Origin of the sequence: Paraburkholderia edwinii, assembly GCF_019428685.1 — a bacterium.
Taxonomy (GTDB): domain Bacteria; phylum Pseudomonadota; class Gammaproteobacteria; order Burkholderiales; family Burkholderiaceae; genus Paraburkholderia; species Paraburkholderia edwinii.
Genome location: NZ_CP080095.1, coordinates 929,040 through 946,927, shown reverse-complemented (window position 1 = coordinate 946,927; position 17,888 = coordinate 929,040). Strand labels below are relative to the sequence as shown.

17 protein-coding genes are annotated in these 17,888 nt (G+C 64.1%); 5 read left to right on the top strand and 12 right to left on the bottom strand.

Annotated features, from left to right (window positions below; genetic code table 11):
* Positions 1-29 precede the first annotated feature (29 nt).
* From araH to KZJ38_RS04145, 7 genes are all read right to left on the bottom strand, one after another.
* Positions 30-1,049, bottom strand: a complete 1,020-nt coding sequence (araH, locus tag KZJ38_RS04175; protein WP_219798908.1) for an L-arabinose ABC transporter permease AraH — start codon at positions 1,047-1,049, stop codon at positions 30-32.
* Positions 1,050-1,067: 18 nt separating this feature from the next.
* Positions 1,068-2,591, bottom strand: a complete 1,524-nt coding sequence (araG, locus tag KZJ38_RS04170) for an L-arabinose ABC transporter ATP-binding protein AraG (RefSeq protein WP_219798907.1) — start codon at positions 2,589-2,591, stop codon at positions 1,068-1,070.
* A 110-nt stretch (positions 2,592-2,701) separates the two neighbouring features.
* Positions 2,702-3,703, bottom strand: coding sequence for an arabinose ABC transporter substrate-binding protein (locus KZJ38_RS04165; protein WP_219798906.1), 1,002 nt, complete (start codon positions 3,701-3,703; stop codon positions 2,702-2,704).
* A gap of 205 nt (positions 3,704-3,908) precedes the next feature.
* Positions 3,909-4,835 carry an SDR family oxidoreductase gene (locus tag KZJ38_RS04160; protein ID WP_219798905.1) on the bottom strand — a complete coding sequence of 309 codons (927 nt, stop codon included), beginning with the start codon at positions 4,833-4,835 and terminating at the stop codon, positions 3,909-3,911.
* The gene (locus tag KZJ38_RS04155) at positions 4,832-5,512 is read right to left on the bottom strand and encodes a 2-dehydro-3-deoxy-6-phosphogalactonate aldolase (RefSeq protein WP_219798904.1); all 681 of its coding nucleotides are present in this window, start codon (positions 5,510-5,512) and stop codon (positions 4,832-4,834) included. Before KZJ38_RS04155 ends, KZJ38_RS04160 begins: the two co-directional genes overlap by 4 nt.
* 83 nt (positions 5,513-5,595) lie before the next feature.
* Positions 5,596-6,801: a 2-dehydro-3-deoxygalactonokinase gene (locus KZJ38_RS04150; protein ID WP_246641633.1), complete on the bottom strand. Its 1,206-nt coding sequence runs from the start codon at positions 6,799-6,801 to the stop codon at positions 5,596-5,598.
* Complete coding sequence (locus KZJ38_RS04145; protein ID WP_219798903.1) at positions 6,798-7,733, bottom strand: IclR family transcriptional regulator; 936 nt, start codon at positions 7,731-7,733, stop codon at positions 6,798-6,800. The genes KZJ38_RS04150 and KZJ38_RS04145 overlap by 4 nt, the downstream gene beginning before the upstream one ends.
* Before the next feature lie 600 nt (positions 7,734-8,333).
* On the opposite strand from KZJ38_RS04145, the gene KZJ38_RS04140 reads away from it, so the two are divergent.
* Complete coding sequence (locus KZJ38_RS04140; protein ID WP_219798902.1) at positions 8,334-8,882, top strand: outer membrane beta-barrel protein; 549 nt, start codon at positions 8,334-8,336, stop codon at positions 8,880-8,882.
* Positions 8,883-9,000: 118 nt separating this feature from the next.
* On the opposite strand, the gene mtgA is transcribed toward KZJ38_RS04140, so the two are convergent.
* The 5 genes from mtgA to mpl form a co-directional block, all read right to left on the bottom strand.
* The gene (gene mtgA / locus KZJ38_RS04135) at positions 9,001-9,753 is read right to left on the bottom strand and encodes a monofunctional biosynthetic peptidoglycan transglycosylase (RefSeq protein WP_219798901.1); all 753 of its coding nucleotides are present in this window, start codon (positions 9,751-9,753) and stop codon (positions 9,001-9,003) included.
* A 97-nt stretch (positions 9,754-9,850) separates the two neighbouring features.
* Entirely contained in the window at positions 9,851-10,729 is an 879-nt protein-coding gene (aroE, locus tag KZJ38_RS04130; RefSeq protein ID WP_219798900.1) for a shikimate dehydrogenase, read from the bottom strand.
* The gene (locus tag KZJ38_RS04125; RefSeq protein WP_219798899.1) at positions 10,726-12,888 is read right to left on the bottom strand and encodes a ribonuclease catalytic domain-containing protein; all 2,163 of its coding nucleotides are present in this window, start codon (positions 12,886-12,888) and stop codon (positions 10,726-10,728) included. The genes aroE and KZJ38_RS04125 overlap by 4 nt, the downstream gene beginning before the upstream one ends.
* Positions 12,889-13,125: 237 nt before the next feature.
* The gene (locus KZJ38_RS04120; protein ID WP_219798898.1) at positions 13,126-13,812 is read right to left on the bottom strand and encodes a YqiA/YcfP family alpha/beta fold hydrolase; all 687 of its coding nucleotides are present in this window, start codon (positions 13,810-13,812) and stop codon (positions 13,126-13,128) included.
* Entirely contained in the window at positions 13,809-15,230 is a 1,422-nt protein-coding gene (gene mpl / locus KZJ38_RS04115) for a UDP-N-acetylmuramate:L-alanyl-gamma-D-glutamyl-meso-diaminopimelate ligase (RefSeq protein WP_219798897.1), read from the bottom strand. Before mpl ends, KZJ38_RS04120 begins: the two co-directional genes overlap by 4 nt.
* A 177-nt stretch (positions 15,231-15,407) precedes the next feature.
* On the opposite strand from mpl, the gene KZJ38_RS04110 reads away from it, so the two are divergent.
* From KZJ38_RS04110 to accB, 4 genes are all read left to right on the top strand, one after another.
* Positions 15,408-16,064, top strand: coding sequence for a UDP-N-acetylmuramate--alanine ligase (locus tag KZJ38_RS04110; protein ID WP_219798896.1), 657 nt, complete (start codon positions 15,408-15,410; stop codon positions 16,062-16,064).
* Positions 16,065-16,075: 11 nt separating this feature from the next.
* Positions 16,076-16,633: a TlpA family protein disulfide reductase gene (locus KZJ38_RS04105; RefSeq protein ID WP_219798895.1), complete on the top strand. Its 558-nt coding sequence runs from the start codon at positions 16,076-16,078 to the stop codon at positions 16,631-16,633.
* Positions 16,634-16,828: 195 nt separating this feature from the next.
* Positions 16,829-17,332 (top strand): type II 3-dehydroquinate dehydratase, encoded by a 504-nt coding sequence (aroQ, locus tag KZJ38_RS04100; RefSeq protein ID WP_219798894.1) that lies wholly within the window; start codon positions 16,829-16,831, stop codon positions 17,330-17,332.
* Positions 17,333-17,402: 70 nt separating this feature from the next.
* On the top strand, positions 17,403-17,876 hold the full coding sequence (accB, locus tag KZJ38_RS04095) for an acetyl-CoA carboxylase biotin carboxyl carrier protein (RefSeq protein ID WP_219798893.1): 474 nt from the start codon (positions 17,403-17,405) through the stop codon (positions 17,874-17,876).
* The last annotated feature ends 12 nt before the right edge of the window (positions 17,877-17,888 follow it).

Here is a 17,888-nt window from a genome sequence, read left to right as displayed (position 1 = left end):
TTGCGTATCGGTTGCGCGCCGATCACAGATCAATCGCGCGAACCGCGGTTCTTCAACTGGTCGAGCAGCACCGCGGCGAGCAGGATCGCGCCGCGCACGAGGTACTGATAGAACGCATCGATATTGAGCAGGTTCATCACGTTCTCGACCGTGCCCATGATCAGCACGCCGATCACCACACCCGAGATCGTCGCGCGGCCGCCGAGCAGCGATACGCCGCCAAGCACGCACGCCGAGATCACATTGAGTTCGAAGCCTTCTGCTGCATTCGGCTGGCCCGACGTAATGCGCGACGCAAGGATCACACCGGCCAGGGCCGTCACCGCGCCCTGGATCAGGAAGATATACACGCGCGTGCGCTCGACATTGATACCGGCCAGACGCGATGCTTCCGGATTGCCGCCGATCGCCAGCGTATTGCGGCCGTACACGGTCTGATTGAGCATCACGCCGAACACGATAAAGCAGATCAGCGTGACCCAGATCGGCAGCGACACACCGAAGAACGACAGGCCGCCGAGCGCGATAAACGTCTCCGACGACACGCCGACCGCCTGCCCGTGCGACGCGATAAAGCCGAGACCGCGCACGATTTCCATCGTTGCGAGCGTCGTGATCAGCGCGTTGATGCGCAGGTACGCGATCACGGCGCCGTTCACGAAGCCGATCACGGCGCCCGCGAACACCGCGGCCACGATCGCGATAAACGTGTTGCCGGTCGCATTGAGCACCATCGCGCAGAGCACGCCGGCAAACGCCACCGTCGAGCCCACGGACAGATCGAAATCGCGCGACGCGAGACAGAACATCATCGTGCACGCGACCATGCCGATCTGCGAAATCGACAGCGCGAGGCCGAGCATATTCTCGATCGAGAAGAAGTGTTCGACCGTCAGCGACATCGTGATGAACATCACGACGAAGATTACGATCAGGCTGTACTCGGTGATCTGCTGCCACCATTTCTGGCGATCGTTCGCCTGCGGAATCAGCGCTTCGGCGGCGCTTTTCGCCGCCTGTTGCGCGAGGTTTTCTTGAGCTTGTTGCATGTCGTTGCTCCTCAGACTTCAGGCCGCCTGTGCGGTCTCGGATACTGTCGAACTCTTCGGCAATGCAAGGTTCAGCACCGATTGCTCGGTCGCCGCTCCTCGCGCCAGTTCGCCGGAAATACGGCCTTGCCGCATCACGACGATGCGATCGGAAACGCCGAGCACTTCCGGCAATTCCGACGAAATCATCACGATCGCGCAGCCGCGCTCCGCGAGTTGGTAAATCACGTTGTAAATCTCGTGCTTCGCGCCGACGTCGATCCCGCGCGTCGGCTCGTCGAGAATCACGACCTTCAGATCCGGTTCGGCCAGCCAGCGCGACAGAATCGCTTTCTGCTGGTTGCCGCCCGACAGAAAGCGGATTTTCTGGCGGCGGCTCGGCGTCTTGATCTTCAGAAGCTTGATAAAGCGGTCGGCGGTTTCCGCTTCCTTCTTGCGATCGAGAAAAATGCCCGCGCGCAGATAGTGGCGCCGGCAGCTGATATTGATGTTCTCGGCCACCGATGCGATCGCAACGATGCCCTCTTCCTTGCGGTCTTCGGGGCACAGCACGATGCCCTGGCGGATCGCGTCGCCCGCGCTTTTCACCTTGATCGGCTTGCCGTCGAGCGTCAGTTGTCCGCCCTTTTTCGGATCGTCGCCGTACACCAGGTGCATCAGTTCGCTGCGGCCGGCGCCAACCAGCCCGAAGAAGCCGACGATCTCGCCGCGCCGCACTTCGAAGCTCGCCGGTTCCGTGAGCGGTCCGCCTTCGATCGCCTTGGCCGAAAAGCGCACTTCGCCGAGCGCGCGCGGCGTGTAGTTATAGATATCCGAAATTTCGCGGCCCACCATTTCGCTGACGATCGTGTCGCGGCTCACGCCTTCAAGCGTCTCGTGCGAGGCAACCTTGCGGCCGTCGCGGAAAATCGTGCAGGCGTCGCACAACTGATAGATCTCGTCCATGCGGTGCGAGATATAGATCAGCGCGCGGTTGTCGGCGCGCAGATCGCGCACGAGCTTGAACAGCACTTCGGTTTCGCGATGCGACAGCGAGCTGGTCGGCTCGTCGAGCGCGATCACGCGCGCATTGCGCATCAGCGCCTTGCAGATTTCGACCATCTGCCGCTGCGCGATCGACAGCTTGCGCAGCTTCGCATCGGGATTGAGATCGACGCCCATCGCCGCGAGCTGCTCGCGCACATAGCGCTTCGCATAGCGCTTGTTGACCCAGCCGAGCGCATTGGGCAAGCGGCCGAGCATCAGGTTTTCCGCGACCGTCAGATCGGGCACGTACTGCAATTCCTGGTGAATCACCGCGATGCCGGCCGCGATCGACGCGCCGGCGCTGCCGAAATGCACCTCTTTGCCGTCGATCAATACATGCCCCGAGTCCGGCTGATATTCGCCGCCGAGGATCTTGAGCAGGGTCGATTTCCCCGCGCCGTTCTCGCCCATCAGGCCGTGCACCTGGCCCGCATGCACGTCGAACGTAATGCCGTCGAGCGCGCGTACGCCTGGGAACACCTTGCCGATATTGTCAAAACGCAGCGTCGCTGACACTTCGCCTCCTGTTGCCACTGGTGTTTGCACAAAACGCGCGGACGTCACAGGCGTCCACGCGCTTTGCCGTTACTTCGTGCTACGTCACGTCTCCTGTAACGAAAGGCTCGTTACTTCGACGCGAGACCCATCTCCTTACGCACTTCCGCCACGTTGTCGCGCGTGGCGAGCATGCCCGTCGTCAGCGTCAGCAGCGGCGGTTCCTTGCCTTGCGTAATCCATGCGTACATCAGGTCCGAGGTTTCCTCGCCGTGACGCTTCGGGCTGATGATCACGGTGCCGTAGAAGCCCGTCGGCTGCGGCTTCTTGAACTCGTTCAGTGCCGAATCCGAACCGCCGATACCGATGCCGATCATGTTGTCGGCTTTGAAGCCGCGGCCTTCGGCAGCGCGCACTGCGCCGAGCACCGCTTCGTCGTTGAGGCCGTAGGCCACCCAGTGCTTGAATTGCGGGTTCTTCGTGAGCGCGATGTTCGCTGCGTTGAAGGCGTTTTCCGTGTCTGTCTTCGCTTGCGGCGCGGCGATGATGTTCGCCTTCGGGAAGCCCGCGGCGATGAGCGCGTCGGTTGCGCCGGCCGTACGGTCGTGCGCGGTCGGCAGCTGCTCGTAGGTCACGTCGATTGCGCCGACGTCCTTCATGTCCCAGCCGCGCTTCTTGATTTCGGCGGCGATGCCTTCGCCGACCTGCTTGCCGATGTTGTAAGCCGAGATGCCCATATGCGGCACCGACTCGATCGGCTTGCCCGAACCGTCGACGAGGCGGTCGTCGACCGTCATCATCTTCAGGCCGTCGGCCTTCGCCTTCGCCACGATGCCCGGTCCGAGCTTGACGTCCGGCGTGCAGATCACGAAGCCCTGCGCCTTTTGCGCGGCGAGGTTATCGATCGCGCTCATCACCTTCTCGCCCGACGGCGCGCCGATCTTCACGAGCGTGAAGCCCTTTTGCTTCGCGGCGATCTCGGCGAACTTCCACTCATCCTGGAACCACGGTTCTTCCGGCTGCTTCACGAGGAAGCCGATCTTGACCTGGTCGGCCGCCTGCGCAACCGGCGCGTTGACGAGCACCGCCGTCGTCGCTGCCGCCGCGAGCGTGAGGAATATTCTGCGTTTCATGCTTGTCTCCTGACTAGTAACGAGAAGGTTATCGGCCGCGTCTTCTTGTACCGGGACTGACACACGCGGCCAGCGCGTCAACCGGTTCACTTTGCTCGCCACGGGTTGGCGTGGACGGTACTCTTGCCGTTATTGCTCTTGTTGTGTTCGATGTTGCGTTCGTTGCTCTTGTTGCGCTTGTTGCGTTCGTCGCTCTTATTGCCCGTCAATCGTGATAAAGCGCCGAGCGCCCGCCATCGACGGTGATACAGCTCGCGTTGATAAACGGCGCTTCGTCGGAAGCGAGAAACACCGCCGTCATCGCCACTTCTTCCGGTCGGCCGATGCGCTTCATCGGCTGCAAATCGAGCGTCGCCTGCTGCGCGGCAGCGGGGTCCGGCTGGTTGTCCCACCATTCGCGCGTCAACTGCGTTTCGATATAGCCGGGCGCGATCGCATTGACGCGCACATTGCGCGGCGCGTATTCGATGCCGAGCGCGCGGGTCAGACCGATCACGCCGTGCTTGGCGACCGGATACGGGAAGCAGCCCGGAATGATCTTGAACGAGTGCGTCGACGCGATATTGACGATGCTGCCGCGGCCGCGTTCGACCATGCCCGGCAACGCCGCGCGGCAACCGTTCCAGACGCCGTCGAGGTCGACCGCGAAGCAGCGGCGCCAGTCGTCGTCGGTCATCGTCAGCGGATCGCAGAACACGTTGATGCCCGCATTGTTGACGAGCACGTCGAGCGGGCCGAAGGCGCGCTGCGCTTCGTCGACGGCGTGCTGCACGGATGCGGACTGCGTGACGTCGGTGCGGACTGCGAGCACGCGTGCGGCACTTGTGCTGTTTGCGCTGCTCACACTGCTTGCGCTGCTCGTGCCGCTTGTGCTACTTGCTCCGCCTGTGCTGTTCGCACCGCTTCTACCGCCGTTCGTAGCGCTTGCGCCGCCGCTCGCGTTACCGTTCGCGACGGAGTTCCCGGCAGCTACCGCCGCTTCAATCTCTCGCGCCGTCTGCTGCGCCGTTTCGATATCGAGTTCGGCAAGCACGACCGCCGCGCCTTCGCGCGCGAACGCGTGCGCGATCGCGGCGCCGATGCCGCGGCCGGCGCCCGTGATCAATGCGACCTTGCTGGCAAGGCGATTCATTTCTTCGCACCCGCGCGCGCAATGCGCAGCCCGTTGATAAACGCCTTCGCATGCGACGCGGTAATCGCGGCGCTCTGGCCCGGCTTGAAGAGCGCGGAGCCGAGACCGAAACCGTTCGCGCCCGCGGTCAGAAACGGACCCATGTTGTCGGGCGTGATCCCGCCGACCGGCACGAGCGGCACCTGGGCCGCGATCACCGCGCGCCACGCCTTCACGACCTGGCAGCCCAGTTGTTCGGCCGGGAACATCTTCAGCACGTCGGCGCCGTTCTTGAGCGCGATAAACGCTTCGGTCGGCGTGGCGACGCCGGGCGAACAGGCCATCGCATGCGCCTTTGCGGCGATCACCACTTCGGGGTCCGCATGCGGCATCACGATCAGTTCGCCGCCCGCCTGCTTCACCTGATGGACGAACTCGGCCCGCAGCACCGTGCCCGCGCCGACGATCGCGTCGGGCGGCAGCGCCTGGCGAATCGCCGCGATGCTGTCAAACGGCTGCGGCGAATTAAGCGGCACCTCGACGATGCGAAAGCCCGCCTCATAGAGCGCGCGGCCGTGATCGGCCGCATCGGCCGGTGTCACGCCGCGCAGGATCGCGATCAGCGGACACGCTTCGAAGGCGGACATCAAGCCCGCGTGCGGCTGGTAGGGTCCGGGCAGATTCAGTTCAGCTTGCATGTCGGTTCCTTGTCTGTTCCCCTGCCGGTGCGTGGGCCCATTGCGTTGCGGTCCGCGTGGTTCGCATGCGCTTCGCTCGGGCGTTAGCCGTTGCGCGACGCAGGCGCAGCACCGGCGGCGGGTGTTACGAGGCCTGCCTGCACGGCAATGCGCCACAGGCCCCGTTCGGTTGCATGTTTAACGAGTTCGGCCGACTGGCAGCCGTATTGCGTGAGCGCGAGCCGATACCGTTCGCACAGCGCCTCGTTGCCGATCAGGCGCAGCGTGCGGCCGGCAAGCGTCGACTGCTGACGCTCGAGCACCGCTTCGAGTCCGTTCAGTTCGTGGCCGATCAGAAGCCCCGACAGATAGTCGGGCTGCTCTTCGCGCGATAGCTGCGCGGTCAAGCCGAGCGTGCGCGTGCTGAAAATCGTCGCGAGCATGCCCGCGTGGCCGTGATTGCGCGCGACGCTGATGCCGCGCAGAAACGCCGCCGTATCGGGACGATCGGGCGTCGTCATGGTGCGGCCGAGAATCGTGTGCTCGGACAGCGCGGCAAACACTTCGCCCGTCATAAACGTATAGAAGCGCTCGATGTGCGTGCCGCGCACGATCACCCACTTCGCGTGCGTGCCGGGCAAGCCGATCAGCGCGCTTTCATCTTCGTTTGCCGCACTTGCTGCGTTCGCTTCTGCCTTTGCTCCCGCTGCCGGCTGGTTCGCGACGGTTACCGTGTCACCGGCAAGCGCGCCGAAAATCTGCGTCTCTTCGCCACGCATCACGTTCGGCAGTTCGCCGCGCTCGAGCACACCGGGCACGATATGGAGCGCGACGCCGCTCGCGGTCTGGACGCGCGCGAGACCGCGCACGATCGCATCGGGGCTCGCCGGCGTGTCGACGTACGGCGCCTCTTTCCAGCCCTGCGCGCTGCCGACCATGCCGGCTGCCATCACCGACAGATGCGGCGCCTGTTCGAGCCAGCTGCCGCACACGGAGTCGAAGGCCGCATCGAAGCCGCCTTCGTTCGCGGCGCGCGGCAAGTTCATGATGCCGGCCGTCGACGCGCGCGTTTCGAGCAACTGACCCGCCGCATCGAACAGATAGGCGCGCAGCGCGGTCGTGCCCCAGTCGAGCGCGATCAGTGCCGCTTTGTGGTTGGCGATGGCGCCCGACTCGCCGCCGGCGGCATCGTCGGCGCCGGCCGCTGCGCTGCGACGCTTCTGTGCGTCGCGAGTCGCGGCTGCGGACTTATCCGCAGCCGCGCGCGGCATCGAAGGCCGCATGGAGGGCGGTGAACCCAGTGCTGTCATCGCTTGATCCTGCGGGTTGCCGGTTGCGGCGCACGCCAGCCGAGTTCTTCCGAGATCGCGCGCGCTTCGCGCTGCACGACCGGAATCAGTTCATCCATGCGCTCGAGCGACATATACGGCAGCGTGCTCGCCACCGACAACGCCGCGACGATCGAACCGGACGCGTCGCGCACCGGCGCCGCGACGCAGCGGATCGACGCTTCGTTTTCTTCGAGATCGAAGGTGAAGCCGCCGCCGGAGTAGTTCGTCATGCGCTGCATGAAGGTCTGCAGATCGGGACGGTTGTCGGGCTTGAAGCTCACGCCGGCGAGCGCGCGGCGCGATGCGTCGAACAGCTTCTGCCATTGCTCGGGCGTGAGGTCGAGCATCATCGCCTTGCCGATACCGGTCGACGCGAGCGGCATCCGGTGGCCGACGCGCGAACGCATCTCAAGCCCGCGCGTGCCGGGAATCTTGTCGATATAGAGCACGTCGTCGCCGTCGCGCACGCCGAGGTGAATCGTGTCGTGCGTTTCTTCGGCGAGCGCGGCCAGATGCGGACGCGCGACGGTCGTGAGCGGCATCTGCTCGAGCGCGATCGTGCCGAGTTCGATCAGCTTCGGGCCGAGCAGATAGCCGCCCTGCACCTGGCGCAGATAGCGCGCCTGGACGAGGCTGCTGACGAGCCGGTGCGTCGTGCTGCGCGTCGTGCCGAGCGCGGCGCCGAACGTGCGCAGATCGCGCACGCCCGCTGCGGCCGCTTCGAGAATCGCGAGGCCGCGCAACAGCGTCTGCGTGCCGGCCTGTTGTGGCGTGATATCGAGCAGCGTGCTCGGCAGCGCGATCGTGTCGCGGTCGGCGGGCGGGAGCGCCGTGCCGTTCGACGGGCGTACTACGGGTTGTCTCACCGCGTCGGACTCGGACCCGGCGTGATTGGTCATCGCTTTATTCATGGCGATCAGGCAAACGTTGGGGGTATCAGGGAACGTGACGCACGACGTCAAGCGGGACGTAGACGGGACTGAATTGCGCTACGTCGGGCGGAACGTCGAGTGGAACGTCAAACGGGCGCGGCGCGACTGATGCGCGCCGGCTGCCGGCAGAACAGGAACGAGGCCATAGCGGGTTGTCTCCGATTCGTTTTGCGTTTCGTCGCGCTTATGCTGCGGTGGCGCCGACGATGTGTTTTCGCCGGGTGGACCGGCTGGTTGGAACGGATTGTAGGGCGCTTTTCCAAGATACACCAATATGTGAATAGATCAACCACATACTGGGATGAAGGCATGATCGACGCCCTTTTCGGGCGCACGGCCGACGCCAGCCGGCTCACTTCACCTCGATGCGCGATCGGCGCGCGGCCTCAATAAAACCAGGATAAACGGCACGTGCTGTCGCAAATTTATTTAAGAAGCGTCTGATTCAGTCAACTATCTGAAGTTTTTAGTCTCGCATTGCTTGCGTTTAAGTCTTCGTATTTATTGTCTTATATTGATTTTCTTCGTTTCCCGAAATGAAGAAAATCAAAAGCAAACAGCGAACTTTTCATTTCCGAGATGACTTCAATTAAACTCTGGTTGGCCGCCTTTACCTTCGCCGCGCTTGCGGGCGTCGCGCACGCTCAAACACCGCCTCAATCGCCTGATTCGCAATCCGCCGCTGCTCAGACAGTGCACTCGGAGTTCGCCGGCCCCTATGCCGGCATCAAAGTCGGTGGCAACTGGTCGGACGCATCCGGCGTCGTCAACAAAAGCACGCACGGCACCGGGTTTTTCGGTGCGATGGCCGGCTACGGCTTCGACGTCGGACCTGTCGTGCTCGGCGCCGAAGTCTTCGCCGATCTGCACGGCGGATCGACGACCAAAGACGACGGCGGCCTCGATCTCCGCATCGGCGTGCCGTTCAATAAGGTCATGCCGTACGCGCGCATCGGCTTTACGTCAGCATGGCCGGATACACGGCTTCATGGCGGACTCGGCATCGAATACGCGATTTACAAAAATATCCATATCAGCGGCGAATGGACAGCCGACCAGTCGAATTCGAATGGAACAAAAAGAACCAATAATAGTTTCACGGTCGGCCTGACCTATTATTTCCGCTGAACCGGCATCTATTCCTGGCCGCAAAGCAAAAAACGGCAACTGCATTGGACGCGCAGTTGCCGTTTTATTTTGTCGCGAGAGGCGGAAACCTAAACGGCAAGCCCCATCCGTCAAGCAGTCAATCCGGCAATTCCGCCGCCCCCATGCGTCGCGCGATGACGCGGGCGCGCTGCGTCAGATACCCCGAATTGCGGTGCTCGTCAAAGTACTTCGGGCGCGGCAGCATGACCGCGAGCCGCGCCGCCTGACCGGCGGAAAGCTTCGCCGCCGTGGTCTTGTAGTAGTAGCGCGCCGCCGCTTCGGCGCCGTAGACGCCGTTACCCCATTCGACCGAATTCAGATAGATCTCGAAGATCCGCTCCTTGTCCATCAGCGTCTCGAGCATCCACGTGATGATGAGCTCCTGCCCTTTGCGGATATAGCTCTTTTCGCGCGACAGGAACAGATTGCGCGCAAGCTGCTGCGTGATCGTCGAGCCGCCCGCGACGATCTTGCCGCGCGCCTTGTTCCTCTCCCACGCTTGCAGGATCGCGTCGGTTTCGTAGCCGTTGTTGTTGACGAAATTCGCGTCTTCGGACGCGATGATCGCGCGCTTCAGATTGCGCGAAATCTGGTCATATGGCACCCACGTGTGCTGGATCGACAGATCGGGCCGGTCTTGTGCGAGACGCCATGCGTCGGAACGCATGAACGCTGTTGATTGCGGGTTCACGTAATTCCACAGTGCGATCTGCGCGAAGTAGAACGCCTGAATCGCAAACCATGAGAACGCGAACACGGCCACCGCGTACGCCGCCCAACGGCCCGCGGTGATCGCCTTGACGCTCGCTCCTGCCTTCGCGCCTGCTTTCGAGCGCTTCGGTGTTCTCATGTTGTCCGCTATGCTCAACGCCGTTCGCCTTTAGAGAATGTCGTCGGATGGCAACCCCGGAAGGCAACCTGCTCGCGACGCAAGCGCCCAGCTGCTGCTAAGCGCCCGCCGGCGCGGCAAGCTGCTTGCGCAATTCCGCGAGCACCGGCGCGCCATCGGGCCGCACACCGCGCCACACGTAAAACGACTCGGCCGCCTGTTCGACCAGCATGCCGAGTCCATCGGCCGCGCGTGCACCGAGCGTGCGCGCGTGCTGCATGAAGACGGTCGGCTGCGCGCCGTACATCATGTCGTAGGCAAGCGTCTCTGCACCAAACGCACGGTCGTCGCATTCCGGCAGCGCGCCATCGAGGCTCCCGGCGGTTGCGTTGACGATCACGTCGTATGCGCCGGGCTCGATCGCCTGCGCACCGCCGCCCGTCAGACCGCAGCCCGCGTCGCTAGCAGCCCGCGCGAACTGCGCGACCAATGCATCGGCCTTCGCCGCCGTGCGATTGACGATCGTCAGCACGCGCGGCGCACGCTCGAGCATCGGCAGCACGACGCCGCGCGCCGCGCCGCCGGCGCCGAGCAGCAGCACGCGCGCGCCCGCCAGCGATACGCCGAGGTTCACTTCGATATCGCGCACGAGTCCGAAGCCGTCGGTGTTGTCGCCGTAGATGCCCGCCTTGTCGAAGCGCAGCGTGTTCACCGCGCCCGCGGCCGCCGCGCGCGGCGACAACGTGTCGGCCAATGCATGCGCGTCGAGCTTGAACGGCACCGTCACGTTGAGGCCGCGACCGCCCGCCTCGATGAATTCGCGCACGTGCGGCACGAACGCATCGACCGGCGCGAGCAGCCGGCCGTATTCGACCGGCTCGCCGGTTTGTTCGGCAAAGCGCGCGTGAATAAACGGCGACTTGCTGTGCGCGATCGGATTGCCGATCACCGCGTATTGATCACGCGAACGGGAGACCGGGACCGAAGACGCGCTCATCGGCCCGGCTCCGTCTCGTGATGCGAATCGGAACCGGCCGCATCGGCGTTCGCCGCGTCGCCATCGTGTCCGGCGTCGTTTTGCGCGGAGCCCTCGGCGGCAGAAGCGTCGCCGCCTTCGGACGACGCCGCGCCGTCGAGATCCGCTTCCGCTTGTGCCTCGGCTTCGCTTTCCGCGGACTCATCGGCGGCGTCGATGATTTCCTCGTCGCCTTCGTTCTCATCGGCTTCTTCAGCTTCGTTGCCGCTCGTCACGGTCGGCGCATCGAGCACATGCAGCAGGCGCACCGATGCTTCGATCGTCAGCTCATCGATCGACATCACCTCGAGCAGCACGCGCGTGCCGCGCGCATGCACGCCGAGCCCCGGTACGTGCAGCAGCAGCGGCACTTCCTCGAACCGCACGAGGTCGCCCTTCACCACCGATGCGACGATCTGCTTCCGCCCTTCCTGCTTGATCCAGCGCAGGCACCAGAAATACTCCATGCGGCGCTGATGGTCGGCGTACGCGGTGTACGTATCGTCGAAGCCCTGCACGACCGCGAACAGGTCCGCGTCCTTCGGCTTGAACGGCGCGGCGAGCTTCGCGGTCACCCCATGCTGCACACACGCGATCAGTTGCCACTGGTTGACGAGGTCGACATAGCGCCGCAGCGGCGACGTGCTCCACGCGTACTGCGCGACGCCGAGCCCTTCATGCGGCGCGGCCGTTGTTTGCATGCGCGTGCGCTTCGGGCCGGTCGGCGCGCCGAACGCGCGCTGCGAGCGGTAGATGCCGGGCACGCCGTGATCGTGCAGGAACGCACCCCACGTCGAGTTCGCGAGAATCGCGAGTTCCGCGACGATCAGATCGAGCGGCGAGCCGCGCCGGCGCGGCGTGATCGTCACATGCTCGCCTTCGACGTAGAAATTGAAATCGGTATTGCGCTGTACTTCGCGCCTGAGGCCAAAGCTCGCGCGCATCACCTGGCGCTTTTCGAACAGCGCCTGCGCGAACGGCCACAGCACGGCGATGTCGTCCTTGTGCGGATAGTCTCCGGTGCCCGCGGCAAGCGCGTCTTCGGTGACGACTTCGTCGAGCGTGTTGTGCCGCAGGTTGGACTTCACGAACACGAGCTCGGCGCGCGTTTCGCTCGCGACGATCTCCTGCGTCTCGCGGTTCACGATGCTATAGAGAGACAGCGCCGGCCGCATGCCGCCTTCGGCGAGCGTGAACACATCGACCACACCATCGGGCAGCATCGTGATCTTGTCGCCGGGCATATAGACCGTCGACAGACGCGCGCGCGCGATCGCGTCGACCGTGTCGCCGCGCGCAATGCCGAGCGCCGGCGCCGCGATATGCACGCCGATCCGCACGCGCCCATCGGCGAGATGTTCGACCGAGAACGCATCGTCGATTTCGGTTGTCGTGACGTCGTCGATCGAGAACGCCTGAACCTCGGCTTCGGGCAGATCGTCGGGCAGCGCGCCCGGCGTAACCGGCGGAAAACCCGTGCCATGCGGGAAAAATTCGGACAAAAAGCGCGCCTCATGCAGCGCGCGCGCCGACGGAATGCCGCCGCAGTCGAGCATGAGCCGTGCCGGCGACACGCCGCGATGAGCCGCCGCCGCTTCGAGCGCCTTGTACTCGATCGAGTTCTTGTCGGGCTTTGTGAGCAGCGCAAGCGCCTTGCCGGCGAACGCTTCGGGCAGACGGCCCTCTTTCAGCTCGTCTTCGTAACCCGACTGCACGAGCGCCTGCTGACGTTTGCGTTCGAGCGACGCGAGCGCCATCTGCAATTGCTCCTGCGGCGCGCGCTGATACTGACCGCGGCCCTTGCGGCGGAAGTAGACCGGCGAGCTATGCATGCGCAGCACGAGCGCCGCGCGCTCGATCGGACCGAAGGTGGCGCCGAAGTATTCGGCACCGAGCGTCGCGAACGGAAATTCGTCCTCCGGTGCACATTCCCACAGAAAGTCGAGATCGATCTGCTGCGCGGCCGCGTCGGCCTGTTCCATCAGTTCGCCGGCGGCCGGCTTGTCGAATTCGATCAGCACGTCTTTGGCGCGCACTTTCGCGCGCCGGCCGCCCGGCAACTCGACCTGGAACGCGTCGCCCTGCTTCGACAACACGCTGCCTGCCTTGAAACTGCCCGATTCCTCAAAGAAAACGTTCACTCAATACTCTCGTTCTGACTTGCGTCGACCGCCATGGGCCGCCGCGTTTGCATGCATCCGGTTGCGTGCGCGCCTTGTGTATCTGGCATGGCGCCGCGCTCGGCTGCTGCCTATTCGTGGAAATGATGATCTGTTAACTGTCTGCCAACTGGGTGCGAATTGTGCGCGAACCGGCCGCGAAATGCGCAGCTGCGGACGATATCCGCGGAACGCAACCTCGGCGCGCAAACCGCGCGCCTACTTCGTCGCGGCGCCCTCGCGAGGCGCGGCCTTCGGGTTCGGCGCAGGCGGGACGGCCGCGGCGCTATCGCAAAACGCGAGCACATCGTCGACGTAGTCCGCGAACTCGCTGATCGAATGATCGCTGCCTTCGATCAGTTTCGTTCGTGCCGCCGGATAGTGCGCGAGCATCTCGCGGTAATCGAGCACCTCGTCGCCGGTGGCCGCAAACAGATAATAGCGTTCGGGGCGCGTGACCGATGTGACGGCGAGCGCACGCATCTCGTCAAGGTGATGCGCTTGCACGACGATACTGCCGCCGCCGTGTACGCGCGGCTGCTCGCCAAGATACGCAGACAGGTCGCGCTGCGGCACGACCGCCGGATTGAGCAGCACCGCCGGCCAGCCGTGCTTTTCGGCAAGATACGTCGCGAAGAAGCCGCCGAGCGAGCTGCCGATCACGACGACGCGCTCGGGGTGCGCGGCGTTGTCCGGGGCCGTATTTGAATCAACTCGTGAATTAACCCGCGCGTCACTTCCCACATGAGCAAGCGACTCGGCCAGCGCGATCGTTTCGAGCGGCGACACCGGCAGTTGCGGGCAGCACCATTCGTCGCTGCGGCCAAGCGCCGCGAGGCGCTCGCCGAGAAGGCGCGCCTTGAACGACTGCGGCGACGAGCGGAATCCGTGCAGGTAAAGAATCACGCGACGCCTCGCGCAAGCACCGCCGGCCTCGTCGACAGCGCATCGAGCAGCTTCTGATGCACGCCGCCGAAGCCGCCATTGCTCATCACGAGCACGTGGTCGCCCGGCTGCGCGGCGTCAAGCACCGCTTTGACGAGTGCGTCGATATCGTTGAACGCGCGCGCCTTGTCGCCGAGCGGCGCGAGCGCTTCCGCCAGATCCCAGCCGAGCGCGTCGCGGCCGCTCAAAGCGCCATAGCCGAATACCAGATCCGCGTCGGCGAGGCTTGCCGGCAATTGCGCCTTCATGACGCCGAGCTTCATTGTGTTCGAGCGCGGTTCGAGTACGGCGAGAATGCGCGTGCGTTTTCCGTGTTCACCACGGCCGACGCGCGTGCGCAGGCCGGCAATCGTCGTATCAATCGCGGTCGGATGGTGCGCGAAGTCGTCGTAGACGGTCACGCCGTCGACGCTGCCGCGCACTTCCATGCGGCGCTTCACATTGCGAAAGCCCGCGAGCGACTGCGCGGCCTGCGCAGGCGGCACGCCGACGTGGCGCGCGGCCGCGATCGCCGCAAGCGCGTTCATGCGGTTGTGCTCGCCCTGCACCTGCCAGTCGACCACGCCCACGCGCTCGCCCTGCTGGTACACCGCGAACTGCTCGTCGACGGGCACGCCGTCTTCGGCAGCAAGCGCCTGCCAGCCGCCTTCGACGCCGAACCGCTCGACCTCGCTCCAGCAGCCGCGCGTGAGCACACGCTCGAGCGCGGCCTCGCGGCCGTTCGTGACGATGCGGCCAATACCGGGAATGGTGCGCACGAGATGGTGAAACTGCGTCTCGATCGCGGCGAGATCGGGGAAGATGTCAGCGTGATCGAACTCGAGATTGTTGAGCACCGCGGTGCGCGGCCGGTAATGGACGAACTTCGAGCGCTTGTCGAAGAACGCCGTGTCGTACTCGTCGGCTTCGATCACGAAGAAGCTTGAATCGGTAAGCCGCGCGGACACGCCAAAGTTAAGCGGCACGCCGCCGATCAGAAAGCCCGGGTTCATGCCGGCGTCTTCAAGCAGCCACGTGAGCATCGAGCTCGTCGTGGTCTTGCCGTGCGTGCCGGCCACCGCGAGCACCCATTTGCCGTTGAGCACGTGTTCGCCGAGCCACTGCGGGCCCGACATATACGGCAGGCCGCGGTCGAGAATCGCTTCCATCAGCGGATTGCCGCGCGACACCACATTGCCGATCACGAACAGATCGGGCTTCAGATCGACCTGCTCCACGCCGTAACCCTCGATAAGCCCGATGCCTTGTGCTTCGAGCTGCGTGCTCATCGGCGGATAGACGCCGGCATCGCAGCCGGTGACCTTATGACCCGCGCTGCGCGCCAGCACCGCGAGACCACCCATGAACGTGCCGCAGATACCGAGAATGTGGATGTGCATAGAGCGGTCCTTGCAAAGGCCGCTATTGTACCCGACGACCCGCGCCGCCCAGAGCCCTCGCGGCGCGGTGTGCCGACCATGGCCGGCATGCGCCAGCGTGCACCGGCAAGCGCCGCCGCCTTGGCCGGAGGGCCGCCGCAAGGCAGACCGCCACGTATTCTCTAGTATGATTAGCTGATGGTCCGCAAACTACATTTCGACCCGACGCGCGTGCGCGAGGAAATCGCCATCGCCGCCGCGAGGATGATCGCGGAAGACGGTCTCGACTATTCGACGGCCAAGCGTAAAGCAGCGCGGCAAGTCGTCGGGGAGACGCGCGTTTCCGGCGATTGGCTGCCTGATAACGACCAGATCGAAGAAGAAATCCGCGAGTATCAGTCGCTGTTTCAGGGCGACACGCAGCCCGCGGTGCTGCGCCGCCTCCGCGAAATCGCGCTCGACTGGATGTTGCGCCTCGCCCCGTTCAACCCGTATCTGACCGGCGCGGTGCTCGGCGGCACGGCGGGCGAGCACTCGGATATTCACCTGCAGGCGTTTTGCGACAACCCGAAAGAAGTCGCGATTTATCTGCTGAATGAGAACGTGCAGTACGACGTTTCGGAAACCCGGCATTTCGCCGGACGCGGCTATGTCGAGACGCTGAGCTTCCTGTGGCGTCCCAGCGGGGCGGCGGGACGCGACGCGGAGCCGGTCGGCATCCACGTCGCGCTCTACGGCACCGACGACCTGCGCGGCGCGGTGCGCGCCGATGCGCGCGGCCGGACCGCACGCGCGGGCGTCCAGGCGGTCCAGGCGTTGCTCGCCGAAAGCGACGCCGCCTCCTCTACTAATTGAACAGACCAAAGATGAACACGAAGCGGATTCTGGCGGCAGTTGCAGTCGCGGTCGTCGCGGCCGCGGGGGGCGCGGCGGCCAGTCACTGGATATTCGGTCAATCGCTGACCGAGGTCGCGCACGCGGCAACGCCCGCCGCCCCGCCGGCGAGCCCCGTCGACCAGCTCTGGTCGGCGGCGGTTACGAACGCGGACGGCAAACCGCAGTCGTTGAGCCTGTTCAAAGGCCACCCGGTCGTCATCAACTTCTGGGCGTCGTGGTGCGGACCGTGCGTCGAGGAAATGCCCTCGTTGAGCCAGCTGCATCGCGAATACGCGAAAAAAGGCGTCGAGTTCGTCGGCCTCGGCGTGGACTCCGACAAAAACGTCAAAGCGTTTCTACAGAAGGTGCATGTTGACTATCCGATCTACGTGATCGGCTTCGGCGGCGCCGACCTCGCGCGCGCATTCGGCAACAACGCGGGCGCGTTGCCTTACACGGTCGTGATTGACGCAAAAGGTGTCGTTCGGTCGACAAAATTGGGCCAGATTCAGCCAAATGAGCTGAAAGCCACGCTCGACGCGCTCTGACGCAGGACAATTTGTCGACGTTTAATTGAGGTCGGAACCGTGCGATTTATGCACCAATCGACTGAAATTGAGAGAAGTTGTGCTCCTATGTGCTTCCGGCTGCTGCGACGGCATCCGTCCGGGCGTTCGAGAAACTAGACAAATTTCTCTAAACAGCGCTAAAGTGCCGCGAATTCCACGGAAATAGAAGCGACCATGACGCGACTGCTGGTTCTGCACGGCCCCAACCTCAACCTTCTCGGCACCCGGGAACCCGAGGTTTATGGCCGCGTGACCTTGCCGCAGATCGACCAGGCGCTGGCGGACCGCGCGGCGGACGCCGGCGTCGAATTCGCGTCGTTTCAGAGCAATCATGAAGGCGCGCTCATTGATCGCATCCATTCCGCGCGGAACGAGAAGACCGATTTCATCCTGATCAACCCCGCTGCGTACACTCATACCAGCGTCGCGATTCGGGACGCGTTGGCAGGCGTTGGCATCCCGTTCGTCGAGATTCACCTGTCGAACGTGCATCGCCGCGAATCGTTCCGGCACCATTCGTATTTCTCCGATCTTGCCGAGGGGGTTATCTGCGGTCTCGGCTGGAAAGGCTATCTGTACGCACTCGAGTTCGCGCTCGACCGCTTGTCTGCTCAGGGATCAGCTCAGGGATCAGCCCCGGCAAACGCCCAGGCGGCCACCGGTACGACGCGCGCCTGAACCCAGAACACGAATTGAGCGCTGGCTCGCGGGAGCGCCGGCGCACCTACGCATTGAAAGGGGTATGCCCATGGATTTACGTAAACTGAAGACTCTGATCGACCTCGTCTCCGAATCCGGTATTTCGGAGCTGGAAGTCACGGAGGGCGAAGGCAAGGTGCGCATCGTCAAGAATGCGCCGCCGGTTTACGTGCAGTCGCCTGCCGCCCAATACGCGCCGCAGATTCCGGTGGGCGCGCCCGTTCATCCGGCGGGCGTGGCCGAGGGTGCGGCCGCCGCGCCGTCGGCGCCCGTTGCCGCGGCGCCGCAAGGGCATGTCGTGACCTCGCCGATGGTGGGCACGTTCTATCGCGCACCGTCGCCGGGCGCCGATCCGTTCGTGCAGGTCGGCGACACGGTCAAGGAAGGCCAGACCATCTGCATCATCGAAGCAATGAAGCTTCTGAACGAGATCGAATCCGATCTCGCCGGCGTGATCAAGGAAATCCTCGTCGAAAACGGGCAGGCCGTCGAATACGGCCAGCCGCTCTTCGTGATCGGCTGACGCGAGTCGAAT